The following is a 15,198-nucleotide window of genomic DNA, read 5'->3' on the forward strand; positions in this document are numbered from 1 at the left end:
GGAAGGCTATCTTTTTATTAAGAGGGGATTATGAAAAATTTAGTAATGGATGTAAAAATGATAGAAAGGGCGTTGAAGCGTATTGCACATGAGATTATAGAATTGCATACATCGATTCCTATATGTTTTGTAGGTGTAAGGACAAACGGCGTATTTATCGCAAATAGGCTGGCAGCTTATGTTAAATCTTATGAATCCATTCCTGTAAAGCTTGGTACACTCGATATAACTCTTTATAGAGATGACATAGCAATGAAGGCCGGCAGGGCCATTTTGAAATCAACAGAGATAGATTTTCCTGTAGATAATGCATTTATAATACTTGTGGATGATGTGCTTTTTACAGGAAGAACAATAAGGGCAGCAATGGATGCGATTATTGATCTCGGAAGACCCAAGGTGATTCAACTTGCCATACTTGTTGATAGAGGACATAGAGAATTGCCTATAAGGGCCGATTATGCAGGTAAAAATGTTCCAACCTCTGTTGATGATGAGATAAAGGTAGAATTTAAAGAAGGCGAACATGATGAAGATGCAGTTTATTTGATAGAAAAGGGGGTTATTCAATGAATGTCAAAAATGGTTTAATCGGGCTTAAGGACATTTCAAGAGAAGAGATCGAAAATATTGTAGACACTGCCTTTTCAATGAAGGAAATATCGTTTAGGAACATAAAAAAAGTGCCGACGTTAAGAGGGAAAACGATAATAAACCTTTTTTTCGAATCAAGCACAAGGACAAAAACCTCCTTTGAAATAGCAGCCAAAAGGCTGTCAGCGGATGTGATAAACTTTTCCTCCTCATCAAGCAGTGTTTCAAAAGGTGAAACAACAATTGATACCGCAAAAAACATAGAATCAATGAACCCAGATGTGTTTATTGTAAGGCATTATTCATCGGGCGTTATGGAACTGCTTCAAAGACATCTCAAAACGCCCATTATCAGTGCAGGTGATGGAACGAATGAACATCCTACGCAGGGGCTTCTCGACATAATGACAATCATTGAAGAGAAGAAAAAGATTGATGGTTTAAAGATTGTTATTGCCGGGGATATTTATCATTCAAGAGTAGCACGGTCTGATTTATACGGAATGAGCAAACTCGGTGCATCCGTATGGTTTTTTGCACCGCCGACACTCATAAGCGATGATTTTAACAGTCTCGGTGCAAAGGTTACTTACAGTCCGCAAGATGCATTTACCGATGCGGACGTAGTTATTATGTTAAGGATACAGCTTGAACGGCAGGGATCCGGGCTTTTTCCCACAACCAGAGAGTATTCAAGGTTTTTTGGTTTGAGCGAACAAAAACTGAGCCTTGCAAAACCTGATGTGATTGTTATGCATCCGGGACCAATAAATAGAGGGATTGAGTTGCCGAGCGGTATTGCAGATGGTATTAATTCACGGATATTAAAGCAGGTTGAGAACGGAGTAGCAGTGAGGATGGCTGTTATATATAAAGCTGCAGGAGGTGCAGATGAACATACTGATAATTAACGGGTTGGTTATAGACCCATCACAGGGACTGGAAAGGCAGTCGCATTTATTAATACACGAAAAAAATATTGCAGGTATTATTGAACCGTCGGCATTTACATTAAAAGGGGACAGGGCTGTTGTTAAAGGATATGAAGGTGAGGAGTTTACGATCATAGATGCAAACGGTAAATGGGTTGTTCCCGGGCTTATTGATATGCATGCACACCTCAGGGATCCTGGATACGAATACAAGGAGGATATTATTACAGGGACAAAGGCGGGTGCGTCATCAGGGTTTACATCTATATGTGTCATGCCGAACACTAAACCTGTAAATGACAATAAATCGGTAACAATGTATATGATCTCAAAAGCAAAAGAGTACGGCTATACAAATGTATTCCCAATATGTGCCGTATCAAAAGGTAGTGAGGGAAAGGAGCTTGCAGAGATATACGATCTTGTTGAGGCAGGCGCGGTTGCGATCTCGGATGACGGTAAGCCCGTTGCTTCCGCTTCACTTATGAGAAAGGCGCTTCTGTATGTTAAGCCGCTCGGTGTCTCCGTTATAGATCATGCAGAGGAATTATCCTTGAGTGAAGCAGGCTATATGAATGAAGGTGTTGAAGCGGTCAAACTTGGATTAAAAGGCGTACCGTCAAGTGCTGAAAGCACTATGGTAGCAAGAGATATATTACTTGCGGACGAGACAGGATCGAGACTTCACGTAGCACACGTAAGCGCCTCGCGCTCGGTTGAACTCATAAGATGGGCAAAAAAAATGTACATACCCGTAACATGCGAAGCAACTCCTCATCATTTTATGCTTAACGAATCTGCCGTTAGTGGATATGATACCAATGCAAAGGTAAACCCGCCTTTAAGATCAGAAAAGGACAGGCAGGTAATATTAGAAGCAATTTCTGATGGGACAATCGATTGTATTGCGAGCGATCATGCACCGCACAGCCATGGTGAGAAAGAGATAGAATTTGATAAATCTTTAAATGGTATATCTGGTATAGAAACGGTTGTTGGATTGTCGCTAAAGCTTTTTCATGAAGGAATTATAGATAAAAAAAGATTCGTTCAGCTTTTATCAATAAATCCTGCAAGGATCATGAAGCTTAAAAACAAAGGAACACTTGTAAGAGGTGCTGATGCGGATGTTACTATTATAGATCCTGAGATTAAATGGGTTGTAGATAGGAATAGATTTATATCAAAAGGCAAGAATACGCCTTTTCACGGCATGAAATTAAGAGGCAGGGCTTTTATGACAATAGTAGGAGGTAAAATCAGTGGCAATATTAGTGCTTGAAGACGGCTCCGTGTTCAGGGGTACATCATTTGGATACAGAGGGAAAACAACCGGTGAGGTCGTTTTTAATACCTCAATGACAGGATATCAGGAAGAACTGTCAGACCCTTCTTATTATGGACAGATACTTACTGCCACCTATACACAGATCGGGAATGTGGGTACAAATATACAAGATTATGAATCTGATAAAACGTACGTAGGAGGTTTAATTGTAAAAGAGTATATTGATTACCCCTCAAATTTCAGGTCAAATGAAACCCTTGATAGCTTTATGGTAAGGCACCATATAATCGGGATGGGCGGCATCGATACTAGGATGCTGACAAGAATGATTAGAACAAAGGGTGCAATGATGGGTATACTTTCATCGTTCGATGAATCAGAGGAACAACTCAAAAATGAGCTAAAACTTTCACCACCACTTGTAGGGAGGGATATTGTAACAGAGATTACAACACAAAAGCCTTATGATTTTAACGAATCATTATGGACAATTGAGCATGGTTATAAAAAGATTGGTAACAGCTTTGCTCCGGCTGTTGCGGTGTATGATTTCGGCATAAAAAAGAATATACTAAGATCATTAGTATCTGCGGGATTAAGACCAAGGGTTTTTCCATGCACTACGCCTGTACAAGAACTGCTAAAAGATGAATATAAAGGGGTTGTGCTTTCAAATGGGCCCGGTGATCCATCTGCGCTTTCATATGTTATTGAGAATACAAAAGAGATTATAAAGAGTAATAAGCCTATACTTGGAATATGTCTTGGGCATCAATTACTCGGACTTGCACTTGGCGGAGAGGTCGTAAAATTAAAGTTCGGGCATCATGGAGCTAATCAGTCCGTTATCAATATGAAAACCCGTGGCATAGAGATCACAGTACAAAATCACGGTTTCGCCGTAAAACCAGAATCAATTCAGAGTAAGGTAAATATAACCCATATTAATTTGAACGACGGCACACTCGAAGGGTTCGTACATAAAGATAAACCGATACTCTCAATGCAGCATCACCCGGAGGCTTCGCCGGGCCCCACGGAGAGCGGTTATATCTTTGAAGAGTTTGCAAAACTTATTCATGAAAGAAATTTATAAAAATATAGAAAATGGGCTTACAAGCCTTTATGAATATTCATTGGAAAGGTTCGGTGATGAGATGGATACCGCACGTAAGGAGTTTAATACTATAATGCATATCCCTCCGTATGATGATTTAGAGAATCAGCAAAGGCTTATGATATTTATACACTGGTTTATAATGGACAGGCTCGCCAAAAGTGCGAATACGCCTGCATGGGTATTTTATTCTGAAAGGTGCTTAAGTTTTTCTTATGAAGAAGAAGCCCTCTATAGGGGACTTGCAAACTCATACACTGGGATTTATAGGATTATCAAAAAACACAATCATTATGCGGCCATCGATGTCGGAACTGGTGAGCGGTTTAAATTTATACTGGATGATGACATTAATATACCCGTTAATAATGAAATACTTAGTATAAGATTTTTGCATATCAATGCCAACACAGCACTGCTTGCAACATACTGTACCCATTCATACGGCGCAGCATCCATTATAAAAAATGAGCTAAAAACTGTTAATTATTTTGATAAGAGGTTGTTTTCTAAAAGGATGCTTGAATTATGCTTATTAAGCATGAAGAGTAAAAAATATAACTGGATAAAGCCTGTTTTGATTTATAACAATATGGCAAAAATATGAATACTATCGGGTTATACCCGTCATATCTTAATCTTATGGAAAATGGTGAATTTGAAAAAAGGATCCACGAGTCTAAGGCATACCTTTCTCTCTGCAGGGTATGTCCAAGGAATTGTATGACCAACAGATTGGATAATAAAATGGGCGTATGCCTTTTGGGAAGGGATGTTCGCATCTCAAGTTATAATGTACACAACGGAGAGGAACCGCCGATATCAGGGATAAACGGCTCCGGTGCGATCTTTTTTTCCGGATGCATCCTGAGATGCAAGTTCTGTCAGAACTATCCCATCAGTCAAAAAAATAATGGCGTTAATTATACAATAGAAGATCTGGCAGATATGATGCTTGAGCTTCAGGCACAAGGCGTTCACAATGTAAACCTTATAACACCTACGCATTTTATACCGCATATTATAGAGGCTATTTACAGAGCGGCATTAAAAGGACTAAGGATACCGATTGTTTATAATACAGGCGGATACGAATCAGTCGGTATGCTGAAACTGCTGGATGGAATTATCGATATCTACCTGCCCGATATAAAGTATTCAGATGATCGTTATGCTTTTAAATATTCATCTGTAAAAGATTATGTAGAGGTGAATAGACAGGCAATTGCTGAAATGTATAGGCAGGTCGGAGGGCTTATTCTTGATAGCAATGATATTGCAATACATGGCTTGATTGTAAGACATCTTGTTTTACCTTATGGTATTGCAGGTACCTGTGAATCTATGGCATTTATAGCAGGACGGATATCGGAAAATACCTATATAAGTCTTATGAATCAATATTTCCCTGCAAACAGGGCTTATGAGTATAAAGAGCTTTCAAGAAAGATTACGCGCGAAGAATATATCCATGCGGTTCAATGCCTTGAGAAAAACGGATTGGAAAACGGATGGATACAGGAATGAATTGTATAGTAAAAATTAAGCAAATTCTTTATTACATAAAAAGAAGAAGTTAACCAATTATAGAGCATTAACAGATGTTAAACATGAATTGTTTGCTATTTTTGATATAAGAAAAAGATATGAAATGGAGGATTAATGCCGGGAAGAAGAGATATAAAAAAGATAATGTTGATAGGTTCAGGGCCTATTGTCATAGGACAGGCATCGGAGTTTGATTATTCAGGGACGCAGTCATGCAAGACACTAAAGGCGGAAGGGATTGAAGTTGTTTTGGTAAACAGCAATCCCGCTACGATCATGACCGACCCTGAATTCGCCGATAAGACATACATTGAGCCGATAACCCTTGAGGTATTGGAAAAAATAATAGTCATAGAAAAACCTGATGCACTCTTACCAACGATGGGTGGCCAGACCGCATTGAATATGGCCGTCAGACTTGCGGATGCCGGTATTCTTAAACATAATAATGTTGAGCTTATTGGAGCAAGACTCGATACGATAAAAAAGGCAGAGGATAGAGAACTGTTTAAGGCCGCAGTGCAGAAGATAGGTTTAAAAGTGCCTTTGAGCAGATATGCGCATTCAAAATCGGAAGCCATGAGTTACGCAGATGAGATAAAATTTCCTATAATCATAAGGCCGTCTTTTACACTCGGCGGTACTGGCGGCAGTATCGGATATAACATGGAGGAGTTTGAAGAAAAGGTTGAATACGGACTCAGCGTAAGTCCAACGCACGAAGTTCTGCTTGAGGAATCTGTAATCGGATGGAAAGAATTTGAGCTTGAGATGATGAGGGATCATAATGATAACTGTATTGTCGTGTGTTCAATAGAAAATTTTGATCCAATGGGTGTGCATACGGGTGATAGCATAACGGTAGCACCTGCTCAAACCCTTACAGATAAAGAGTACCAGAATATGCGTAACGCCGCTATTAGGATTATGCGAGAGATTGGCATAGAGAGCGGCGGCTCAAACATACAATTCGCTATCAATCCTTCTGATGGCGATATGGTTGTTATTGAGATGAACCCCCGCGTTTCGCGCAGCTCTGCTCTTGCATCAAAGGCTACTGGTTATCCAATTGCAAAGGTTGCAACAAAGCTTGCGATTGGATATACACTCGACGAGATAACAAACGATATAACAAAAAATACAAAAGCTTCTTTTGAACCAACCATAGATTATGTCGTAACAAAGATTCCAAAGTTTGCGTTCGAAAAGTTTCCCGGAGTGGATGATACGCTCGGCACACAGATGAAATCGGTTGGAGAGGTTATGGCTATAGGAAGAACGTTTAAAGAATCCCTGCAGAAGGCGATAAGATCCCTTGAATCTGGTGTTTATGGGTTAAATGGAAAAGTAAAAAAAGAGGATTTTGCAAAAGAATCAGCAAAGGGAAGGGTTATTGGTGGATTGAAGAAGCCTTCATCGGAACGAATATTTTATATTGCGGATGCCTTTCGCATGGGATTTTCCATAGAAGAGATTTATAAATACACATTTATTGATCCATGGTTTCTTAACAACCTGAAACAGATTGTAGAATATGAATCAAAGATCAAATCCATTAAAGGCTACTCATTATCTACAGAGGATGCAAAAGGTATATTGCTTGAGGCAAAAAAAATGGGTTTTGCAAATAGATATATAGCAGATCTATTGGGAACCGCAGACATAATAATAAAGAAGGCCCTCAGAACTAATAATCTCGATCCCGTTTACAAGGTTGTTGATACATGCGGTGCAGAATTTGAGGCATACACACCATACCTTTATTCAACCTATGAAATAGAAAACGAATCGATCCCATCGAATAGGGGAAAGGTTGTGATCCTTGGAAGCGGACCTAACAGGATCGGTCAGGGCATTGAATTTGATTATTGCTGTGTTCATGCAAGTTTTGCTCTTAAAGATGAAGGCTATGAATCGATAATGGTAAATTCAAACCCTGAGACGGTTAGCACGGATTATGATACCTCCGATAAGTTATACTTTGAGCCTATAACGTATGAAGATATTATGAATATTATTGAGCTCGAGAAGCCGCAGGGTGTTATTGTGCAATTCGGAGGCCAGACTCCGTTAAAACTTGCAAAACGGCTTGAGGCAAACGGTGTTCAGGTACTCGGCACATCACCGGAAAGTATTGATATCGCGGAGGATAGAAAGAGGTTCAGAGAATTGCTTGAAAGGCTTAATCTGAAGCAGCCAATGAGTCTTACGGCAACGTCAATTGAAGAGGCAATAAGGATTGGCGGAACAATCGGTTTCCCCTTGATTTTAAGGCCGTCCTATGTACTTGGAGGAAGGGCCATGGAGATTGTTTATGACAATGAGAGCATTATAGAGTATATGGAGAAGGCAGTAAATGTTAGTGAGGATAGGCCTGTTCTTATAGACAGGTTTCTTGAAAATGCAATTGAGATTGATGTGGATGCAATCTCTGATGGTGATATGGTTGTTATCGGCGGCATTATGGAGCACATAGAAGAAGCGGGTATACATTCGGGAGACAGTGCATGTTCGCTACCGCCCTTTTCCCTGTCACAAAACTTGATTGATGAAATTACAAGAGAAACTAAAATACTCGCAAAAGCATTAAACGTTATAGGGCTTATCAATATACAATTTGCAATAAAGGATAATCAGGTTTATGTGCTTGAGGTAAATCCAAGGGCAAGCAGAACAATCCCGTTTGTTTCAAAATCAATTGGGGTTCCGCTTGCAAAGCTGGCCGTTAAGGTTATGCTTGGTAAAAGGCTTAAAGACATAGGATTTACCAAAGAAGTAGAGATGGGTTATTTTACTGTTAAGGAAGCTGTATTGCCGTTTATGAAACTGCCTGGTACCGATACTATTCTCGGCCCTGAAATGAAATCAACGGGTGAGGTTATGGGTATTGATAAAAATTTTGCCCTTGCTTTTGCAAAATCGCAAATAGCTGCGGGAACAATATTGCCTTTGAGCGGAAAGGTTTTTATAAGTGTAAAGGACGCTGATAAATTGTTAATCGTACTTATTGCAAAACGGTTAAAAGAACTCGGTTTTGGCATAATTGCTACAAAGGGGACTGCCCGGGTCTTAATGAGCAGTGATTTGAAGGTAGATACTATAAATAAGGTTGTTGAGGGCAGCCCTCATATTGTAGATTTTATAAAGGCGGGTGAAATAAACTTAATTATAAATACAACCTTTGGTAAAAAATCTATAAGGGACTCATACTCTATAAGAAGATCAGCCATAACATACGATATACCGTATTATACAACAATAGAAGGAGCTACAGCGGCATATAAGGCGATAGAGGCATTAATGAGAGGAGAGCTGTCGGTTATGCCTATCCAGAAATTATATAAAACAGTATAACGGGAATGGAGGGATAAAACATGTCTAAGATACCAATGACAAAGGCAGGATATGAGAGCCTGAAAGAAAAACTAAAAACGCTTCAACGGGTAGAGAGGCCAAAGGTAGTTGTTCAGCTTACAGAGGCAAGGGGGCATGGGGATCTAAGTGAAAATGCCGATTATGAAAGTGCAAAGGAAAAACTATCGTATGTAGACTCAAGGATATCGGATATACAGTACAAGCTTGCCAATGCAGATATAATTGAAATCGATAAAAATAATAACGATTTAAAGCATATTGCATTTGGTGCGTATGTATCAATAAAAGATATTAGTACAGATAAAATATCAACATATCAAATAGTTGGTGAGGAAGAGTCGGACGTAACAAATGGAAAATTATCCATAAGCTCGCCACTTGCGAGAGAGCTTATAGGCTGTATCAAGGGCGATATTATAGAATTAGATACAGCAAAAGGTAAAAAAGAGTATGAAGTTGTTAAGATATCGTATGATGGAATTGGGTGACCGGAGTTATTCTCATTATCCATTTCAAAGCTTTTAGATTAAATGCCGAAAAGCCATTTTATAGATTCTTTTACAAAGTAAAGATATCTTTGCAGCAATATTGGAAAAGTAGTATTCCATACCCCACAAGTCGTGTGAACTTTCCTGAAATGCCCATTATGTTTTTTGAGTAACCTTTTTAGTGGTGGGAAATAGGTTTTTGGCAGATAACCTAAATTCATCAATACCATAAATTTATTTTTCTCCATAACGGTTTTTGATGAATGGTATACAGAGAATGGCAGGACAAAAATATTGTAGCCCATTTCTCTGGAGCATAAAGAATAATCAACAGCGTATAAATGCCATCTGTCATTTAAGTTATTATCAAACTTGAGTATGTTAAATACCGATTTTGGAATTATAAACAGGCATTCATCAACTGTTTGAACCATTGTGGGATATTTAATTTGTATACCTCCGGCAGGTTCAGGGGGTTCACCGTGTATAATATTTGATATGATACCATTTGCGTTTTCAGCCATTCCTGCAACACCTGCAACACCGATATTAGGTAATTTGTCCAATTCTTCTTCTGATTTTTCCAACCATGCATTTGACATCAGATCAACATCCTGATGAACAAACATTATGTACTTGCCGTTTGCCCTGTTCCCTCCGCTGTTAAGTGCCTCCGATGCGGATTTAAATTGATTTTTTGTATTATTTATAAGAATAAGTTCATACTTTACAGTCTGGGTTTTCAGACTTTTCAATAAATACTTATCTAAAGTTTCTTTGTCATTATATGTACAGACTACAGAAATCATATATTTTTATCCAGGCTGCTTTAATGTGGATTCAAAATGCGAAATCAAATTATCCGCTGCCTTCTGCCATGTCCATTTTTCTTTTACAGATTCAATGGCATTATTGCCCATTTTATCCCTTTTATCTTTATTGTGTAAGAGATATTCAATAGCCCCTGCAAACTCATTTACATCTCTTTCTACAAGCAAACCTGTTATACCGTTTTCTATAGCCTCTCTTACCCCGCCTTCCTTGACACCAATAACAGGGGTGCCGCATGCCATTGACTCCAATGTTACCAAACCGAACGGCTCTAAATAAGGTGCATAAACAACTAAGAGGGCTTTATTATAGTATTTTACAAGTTCTGTATCTGTTATCCCGATTTTTATTTCAATATCAATGTCGTTTTCACTTGCAAGAGATGTTAAGATGTTCTGTTCGCTGTAAGAATTATCATCACCTATTATAATAAGCTTCGGTTTATTTATTTTATTCGCTACTTTTGCCATTGCTTTTATTATGAATCTGAATCCTTTTTGCTGGATAAGCCGTCCGACTGAGAGTATGATATTTTCCCTGGGGGTATTATGATTGTGTTTGAATATTTCAGTATTCACGCCGAGATAAGATACATAAGAATTCAACCCATAAGCCTTCATAATGGATTCATGAGAATAATAAGAGTTAACAAGCAAGACCGTTGAGTATGCAATATTTGATTCATCGAGAGGCTTTAATAAATATTTTACCAATGCACGTTCATATAACATCTTTAATGCGGATCTTTTAATCACTTTATCGATATCTTTTACTGGATGTTCGTACGCCCACCTGATTGGCTCCTGGATATAATAAACAGAAGGTATTTTAAGATACTTCAGTATAAACGGACTTTGTGTTGGGACAGAATGATTGGCAAAAACGAGGTCGTAGCCACCATTATTTATATCGTTTGCAATCAACCTCTGACATCTTGCCTGGGCTATGATAGACTGCTCAAGAAAATATAATGTTCTGAAGCCCTTCAGATTTATACGGGGCATGAATGTTTTTACAGAGTATATCTGTTTTTTATTAACGGCATCATCAAGCGGCAGAAATTGTTCATTGGCTGTTTGTGGTAAAAAAGCGTCTATTGTATGTCCTCTTTTTTTCAGCTCTTTTAAAAATTCATAGAGAGCCCTCTTTGCCCCTCCCGAAGGTAAATTGTGGAAAACAGCAATCTTCATTTTATTTCGTACATTTTATCAATAGCGCTCCACCTTTATGGCCCGGCATCACTTCGGCTTTGTAATAGTGATTTAAATAAAAATACCAAATTATTCTTAAAATAAACGAAGGGGTCAAAGACAATGCCCTCATTTTATAGGATCTCAGCATCGTGAAGAGTTCTCTCGTATAGAATTCTTCTATCCTGTCCCATTTGGATAGAGTTTCTTCCGGCAGATAATAATTTATTTCTATATCTTTAAATCCGGTTGATTTTAACAATTCTTTCCACTTCTCCGGCGGCATATAGTAATAATGTTGGTGCCTATCATCGGTGTGTTTTATATATTCCCGGGCTTTGTCTTCACGATTCATTTGCATATAGAGTTTATAATGATAAAGGAATTTATGATAGTTCTCGCTTGGAACGGTAAGAATAAACCTGCCTTCCGGCTGTAAAATTCTATAAACTTCTTTTAGTGCATCGGTGTAACATGGGATATGTTCAAATACACAATTGCTGAAAACCGTTTTGAAACTGTTATCTTTTAATGTCATACTGCATGCGTTTATTAATTCTACCTTTTCATATATCGGAACCGTCTTTGCCATCTCTAACATATCAATATCAATGTCGATACCGAGATCTATTTGTTTTATATGTTTAAAAAATAAAAGGCCAAAAGAACCGTCACCACATCCGGCATCAAGTATTGGATTTTTAAATTCATTTATTAGAGGCTGTAAAATCCTTAATTCGACAGCTCTCCACAAAGCAAAAGAAGGTATTTGTGGATATTTTTTAAGTGTTTCCCATAGATTATTCATAGACATTCCTTTTTTTTATTTTTTTGCGCATGTGCATGTAAATCCTTAATGTAAAGGCTTTAATGGTCCCTAATAAATAATTATACTTTATGCTATAGGCGAACAAAAGAAATGTTTCATGGACGTTTACCTGGTATTGTTGTGTCTCAACCATGGCTATAAAATATGCCTTTTTTCTTTGATATCTTGTAAAGTCTTTGGTTTCTATAACAGGCTCGCGTATATTTAAAGTGTGTGTATCATAAGATGAATAGTCTTCTGTATTGTAAATTTGAGCGGCGTTCATGGAGAACCAATCCATGATTTCTGTTTTCTTCATCGGGTGTGCCATGTTCCAGAAGATAAAATCCGGCTTGAGTTCTTTGGTCAAAATAATTGAATCCTTTACTCTCTTAAGATTGTCATGCGGTAGTCCTATAACAAAGCATGTTCCCAAACGTAATCCGCCTTTCTTTATAAGATTTGCAGCCCTTTTTATGTCATCCAATGTCTCACTCTTATTTATTGCTTTGAATACCACTTCATTACCGCTTTCTACGCCTATACAGATGTTATCACTACCGGCATCTTTAACGAGTTTTACCAATTCTTCATCTATTCCATCAGCCCGTATGTTGTCTATGATCATTTTCAATCTTATTTTTCGAGATATATATTCGTTCAGAAAATTTTTAAAATGAACAATATTAACGGTAGGTGCATCGTCTACTATCTTAACATATTCTAATCCCGGATATAAACTCTTTGCCTTTGCAACCTCATCAACGCAGAGCTTGTAATCCCTGCTTCTCCATTTTCTTGAAGCTATAAATTTTACAGCACAAAAACTGCAGTTGAATGGACACCCGCGGCTTGTTTGTAATGGATATTGGTTGATATACTCCTTGTTCATAAATACCGTGAAGTCGGGGAAGGGAACCTTATCCATATCAGCCACTGTTCCATCTATAATCTCCGGCTTCTCCAGGTAGCGTATATTCTTTATGAGTTCTATTATTATAGCTTCAGCCTCGCCTCTTACTATATAGCTGATCCCTTTAACAGATATTAATTCTTCACCGTATAGCGAGGGATGTGGGCCGCCAACAATGATTGGTATCTTATAATGAAATATCCTGCCGATCATCTCTAACGAAGCTTTTGATGTTGCCGTATATATTGAAAAGCCTATTGCATCCGGTTTTATACTATCGATAACATTTTCCAGTATAGGGGAATTATTGTCGGACGGATATAGCAAATAATCCAGTACTATTACATCATGACCGGCATTCCTTAGTATTGAGGCAAGAATCCCAAGTCCAAGATGAGGGACCGGATTAGTGTCCGATTTCTTCTTTAATCTTACAAATAAAATTTTCATAGTCTTTTATTTTGTGTCCATTCATTTAATCGTTGTGGAAGTAGTTTAGCATGCTTATATTATAACTCATAATACTACATTATAAATCTATTTATTAAGTGTATATTAAAACTTTTTACAAGTTCCCAATCGTTTTTATCAAACGTTTTTAAGCTTAAGAGTATTACAATATAAAGAAATCCTCCCGCTATGATCCCGGATGCAGTATAAATGATATTATGACTAAACGTATAAATTATATAATAGATTATGAAAAGTAATATTCCTGCAATAGATGGCTTGAGCAGTTCTTTTCTAAAGAGTTGTGATACCTTGATGCCTATTATTTTATTGTTTACATAGTACAAGAACAGGGGCAGTTGTCCGAAGATATTTATAGCGAATGCAATGGCTGCACCATTTATACCATAACGGGGGATTAAAAATATTGCTGCTACGAGATTTATGACCGCACTGATAATGCTGAAAAGTGTTGTGATATAAGGCTTTCCAAAGGCATCGGCGGACAGAGCCGGTACAGTACTTAAAACGGTAAAAAGATATGAAATTGATAATATCTTAAGGGTTGTGCCGCTTTTTGCGGCAAAATCGCCGTGCATCCACAGCTTGAGTATCGTATTAGAGAATACAAAAAGGATGAGAGCCAATGGCAAGACAAGTATAAATATATATTTTGTTAACTTGGTGTAGAGGAGTATAAGTTTTTCTCTTTCATTTTTCGCTATCAATTCGCATGCGAGAGGGAAATACACGGTTGTAATATTGCCCTGCCATGACATCAGTTTTTGAGACAGATTTACTGGTACAACATAGTATGTTACCCACGCTATGGGCATAAATATTCCTATTAAGATTCTATCGAGTTGGAACACAGCCTGTGATGCGATTTGATTTAAGAATTTCATTATGCCGAAATTACCAAGAGTTTTGAATGTATTTATGTGAAAGGATGGTTTAAGGGATAATTCCGGTAAGAGTTTTTTTGAATCATGCCAGAATATCAATATATTTATTATCTCTATAAATATGTTCAGCAGCACAAGCTGGATCAGCCCAAATCCAAGATATAATAATATTACCTCTCCTGCTATAAAAGATGTTAAGAGCAGCATATTTCTTTTAACGAGTATGTCAAAACGTTGCAAAGCCATTAAGATGGAGCGTAAGAAGATCAAAGGCATATGTATAATAAGACCTATTCCGGCAATATAGAATACTGTTTGGGCGGTACTAATGAGCGGCTCTGATATGTGAAATACGTGTATGATGAAATACCTTGTTAATGGTATTATTGTTATAGTACCCAGGAATCCGATAATGAGATATAATGTAAAAGAGGTTTTTAATAATTCTTTTAGAGCGGTCCTATCATTTTTTGACAGATAATCAGAGATATATTTGATAGATGCAGCACCTATGCCAAGATCCATTATTGAGAAATAACCTATTATGACATTTAATATTGCAAATATTCCATAAGTCTCAAGTCCGAGTTTATGCACAATGTATGGTGTTACTGCAAGATTTAATACAATGAACCAGATTTGAGATAAGAAATTATAAGATGTATTGGATATAAACCTTTTTGTTCTATTCATATAATATGAGAAAACTATAGGTTTAGTATTGGTTTTGTCAATTAAAAAATGGACGATTTGTTTAAA

At 37.6% G+C, this 15,198-nt stretch carries 13 protein-coding genes; 8 read left to right on the forward strand and 5 right to left on the reverse strand.

Annotation, left to right across the window (positions count from 1 at the left end; translation table 11 throughout):
* Positions 1-30 precede the first annotated feature (30 nt).
* The 8 genes from pyrR (at position 31) to greA (ending at position 9,342) form a co-directional block, all read left to right on the forward strand.
* Positions 31-573 carry a bifunctional pyr operon transcriptional regulator/uracil phosphoribosyltransferase PyrR gene (gene pyrR / locus M1381_09675; GenBank protein ID MCL4479349.1) on the forward strand — a complete coding sequence of 181 codons (543 nt, stop codon included), beginning with the start codon at positions 31-33 and terminating at the stop codon, positions 571-573.
* Complete coding sequence (locus M1381_09680) at positions 570-1,505, forward strand: aspartate carbamoyltransferase catalytic subunit (protein MCL4479350.1); 936 nt, start codon at positions 570-572, stop codon at positions 1,503-1,505. Before pyrR ends, M1381_09680 begins: the two co-directional genes overlap by 4 nt.
* Positions 1,486-2,808 (forward strand): dihydroorotase, encoded by a 1,323-nt coding sequence (locus tag M1381_09685; protein MCL4479351.1) that lies wholly within the window; start codon positions 1,486-1,488, stop codon positions 2,806-2,808. The genes M1381_09680 and M1381_09685 overlap by 20 nt, the downstream gene beginning before the upstream one ends.
* Positions 2,789-3,910, forward strand: a complete 1,122-nt coding sequence (gene carA, locus M1381_09690) for a glutamine-hydrolyzing carbamoyl-phosphate synthase small subunit (protein ID MCL4479352.1) — start codon at positions 2,789-2,791, stop codon at positions 3,908-3,910. Before M1381_09685 ends, carA begins: the two co-directional genes overlap by 20 nt.
* Positions 3,894-4,538, forward strand: a complete 645-nt coding sequence (locus M1381_09695) for a hypothetical protein (GenBank protein ID MCL4479353.1) — start codon at positions 3,894-3,896, stop codon at positions 4,536-4,538. Before carA ends, M1381_09695 begins: the two co-directional genes overlap by 17 nt.
* Positions 4,535-5,458: a radical SAM protein gene (locus tag M1381_09700; protein ID MCL4479354.1), complete on the forward strand. Its 924-nt coding sequence runs from the start codon at positions 4,535-4,537 to the stop codon at positions 5,456-5,458. The genes M1381_09695 and M1381_09700 overlap by 4 nt, the downstream gene beginning before the upstream one ends.
* 135 nt (positions 5,459-5,593) lie before the next feature.
* Complete coding sequence (gene carB, locus M1381_09705) at positions 5,594-8,833, forward strand: carbamoyl-phosphate synthase large subunit (protein MCL4479355.1); 3,240 nt, start codon at positions 5,594-5,596, stop codon at positions 8,831-8,833.
* Positions 8,834-8,853: 20 nt separating this feature from the next.
* Positions 8,854-9,342, forward strand: a complete 489-nt coding sequence (gene greA / locus M1381_09710) for a transcription elongation factor GreA (GenBank protein MCL4479356.1) — start codon at positions 8,854-8,856, stop codon at positions 9,340-9,342.
* A gap of 38 nt (positions 9,343-9,380) precedes the next feature.
* Here greA and M1381_09715 read toward each other — a convergent pair whose 3' ends face one another.
* The 5 genes from M1381_09715 to M1381_09735 all read right to left on the reverse strand — a co-directional run bounded on the left by M1381_09715 (position 9,381) and on the right by M1381_09735 (position 15,132).
* On the reverse strand, positions 9,381-10,097 hold the full coding sequence (locus tag M1381_09715) for a glycosyltransferase family protein (protein MCL4479357.1): 717 nt from the start codon (positions 10,095-10,097) through the stop codon (positions 9,381-9,383).
* 60 nt (positions 10,098-10,157) lie between these two features.
* Positions 10,158-11,363 (reverse strand): glycosyltransferase family 4 protein, encoded by a 1,206-nt coding sequence (locus M1381_09720; protein MCL4479358.1) that lies wholly within the window; start codon positions 11,361-11,363, stop codon positions 10,158-10,160.
* Between the two features lies 1 nt (position 11,364).
* Positions 11,365-12,171: a class I SAM-dependent methyltransferase gene (locus M1381_09725; protein MCL4479359.1), complete on the reverse strand. Its 807-nt coding sequence runs from the start codon at positions 12,169-12,171 to the stop codon at positions 11,365-11,367.
* Complete coding sequence (locus tag M1381_09730; protein MCL4479360.1) at positions 12,164-13,534, reverse strand: B12-binding domain-containing radical SAM protein; 1,371 nt, start codon at positions 13,532-13,534, stop codon at positions 12,164-12,166. Before M1381_09730 ends, M1381_09725 begins: the two co-directional genes overlap by 8 nt.
* 74 nt (positions 13,535-13,608) lie before the next feature.
* Positions 13,609-15,132, reverse strand: a complete 1,524-nt coding sequence (locus M1381_09735) for a flippase (GenBank protein MCL4479361.1) — start codon at positions 15,130-15,132, stop codon at positions 13,609-13,611.
* Between the last annotated feature and the right edge of the window lie 66 nt (positions 15,133-15,198).

The sequence above is a fragment of the Deltaproteobacteria bacterium genome, from assembly GCA_023382265.1.
Lineage (GTDB): Bacteria > JAMCPX01 > JAMCPX01 > JAMCPX01 > JAMCPX01 > JAMCPX01.

Coding starts and splice junctions, on each gene's coding strand:
- pyrR (MCL4479349.1), top strand. CDS start 31: ATGAAAAATTTAGTAATGGATGTAAAAATGATAGAAAGGGCGTTGAAG.
- M1381_09680 (MCL4479350.1), top strand. CDS start 570: ATGAATGTCAAAAATGGTTTAATCGGGCTTAAGGACATTTCAAGAGAA.
- M1381_09685 (MCL4479351.1), top strand. CDS start 1,486: ATGAACATACTGATAATTAACGGGTTGGTTATAGACCCATCACAGGGA.
- M1381_09695 (MCL4479353.1), top strand. CDS start 3,894: ATGAAAGAAATTTATAAAAATATAGAAAATGGGCTTACAAGCCTTTAT.
- M1381_09700 (MCL4479354.1), top strand. CDS start 4,535: ATGAATACTATCGGGTTATACCCGTCATATCTTAATCTTATGGAAAAT.
- carB (MCL4479355.1), top strand. CDS start 5,594: ATGCCGGGAAGAAGAGATATAAAAAAGATAATGTTGATAGGTTCAGGG.
- greA (MCL4479356.1), top strand. CDS start 8,854: ATGTCTAAGATACCAATGACAAAGGCAGGATATGAGAGCCTGAAAGAA.
- M1381_09720 (MCL4479358.1), bottom strand. CDS start 11,363: ATGAAGATTGCTGTTTTCCACAATTTACCTTCGGGAGGGGCAAAGAGG.
- M1381_09725 (MCL4479359.1), bottom strand. CDS start 12,171: ATGAATAATCTATGGGAAACACTTAAAAAATATCCACAAATACCTTCT.
- M1381_09730 (MCL4479360.1), bottom strand. CDS start 13,534: ATGAAAATTTTATTTGTAAGATTAAAGAAGAAATCGGACACTAATCCG.
- M1381_09735 (MCL4479361.1), bottom strand. CDS start 15,132: ATGAATAGAACAAAAAGGTTTATATCCAATACATCTTATAATTTCTTA.